Below are 277 nucleotides of genomic sequence, written 5' to 3' on the forward strand. Positions count from 1 at the left end.
GTAAAATAGCAAACGCGACCACGTAACAACTGCCAGCGCCAATACCTTGAATAAAGCGGACGATTAAAAAAGATTGGCTGTTTTCTACTGTACTGGCCATGAACGAAGCTAATGTAAAAATAATAGCGCCAGTAATTGCTATGGGTCGTCTGCCGATAACGTCTGATAATTTACCGGCAAATACCATCGTTGTGGCCATACCCGCTAAATACACAGAAAAAGCGATATGGAGTTGTGACTCACTTGCACCTAAGTCTTTGGCGATTTGTGGTAAACC

At 43.0% G+C, this 277-nt stretch carries 1 protein-coding gene; it reads right to left on the bottom strand.

Translation table 11 applies throughout. From position 1 onward, the window contains the following. Positions 1-277: MFS transporter (locus AAEY93_RS20505; protein ID WP_351079488.1), on the bottom strand; the 277-nt coding region annotated here is incomplete at both ends.

Origin of the sequence: Shewanella sp. CAL98-MNA-CIBAN-0140 (assembly GCF_040309905.1) — a bacterium.
Classification (GTDB): Bacteria; Pseudomonadota; Gammaproteobacteria; order Enterobacterales; family Shewanellaceae; genus Shewanella; species Shewanella psychromarinicola.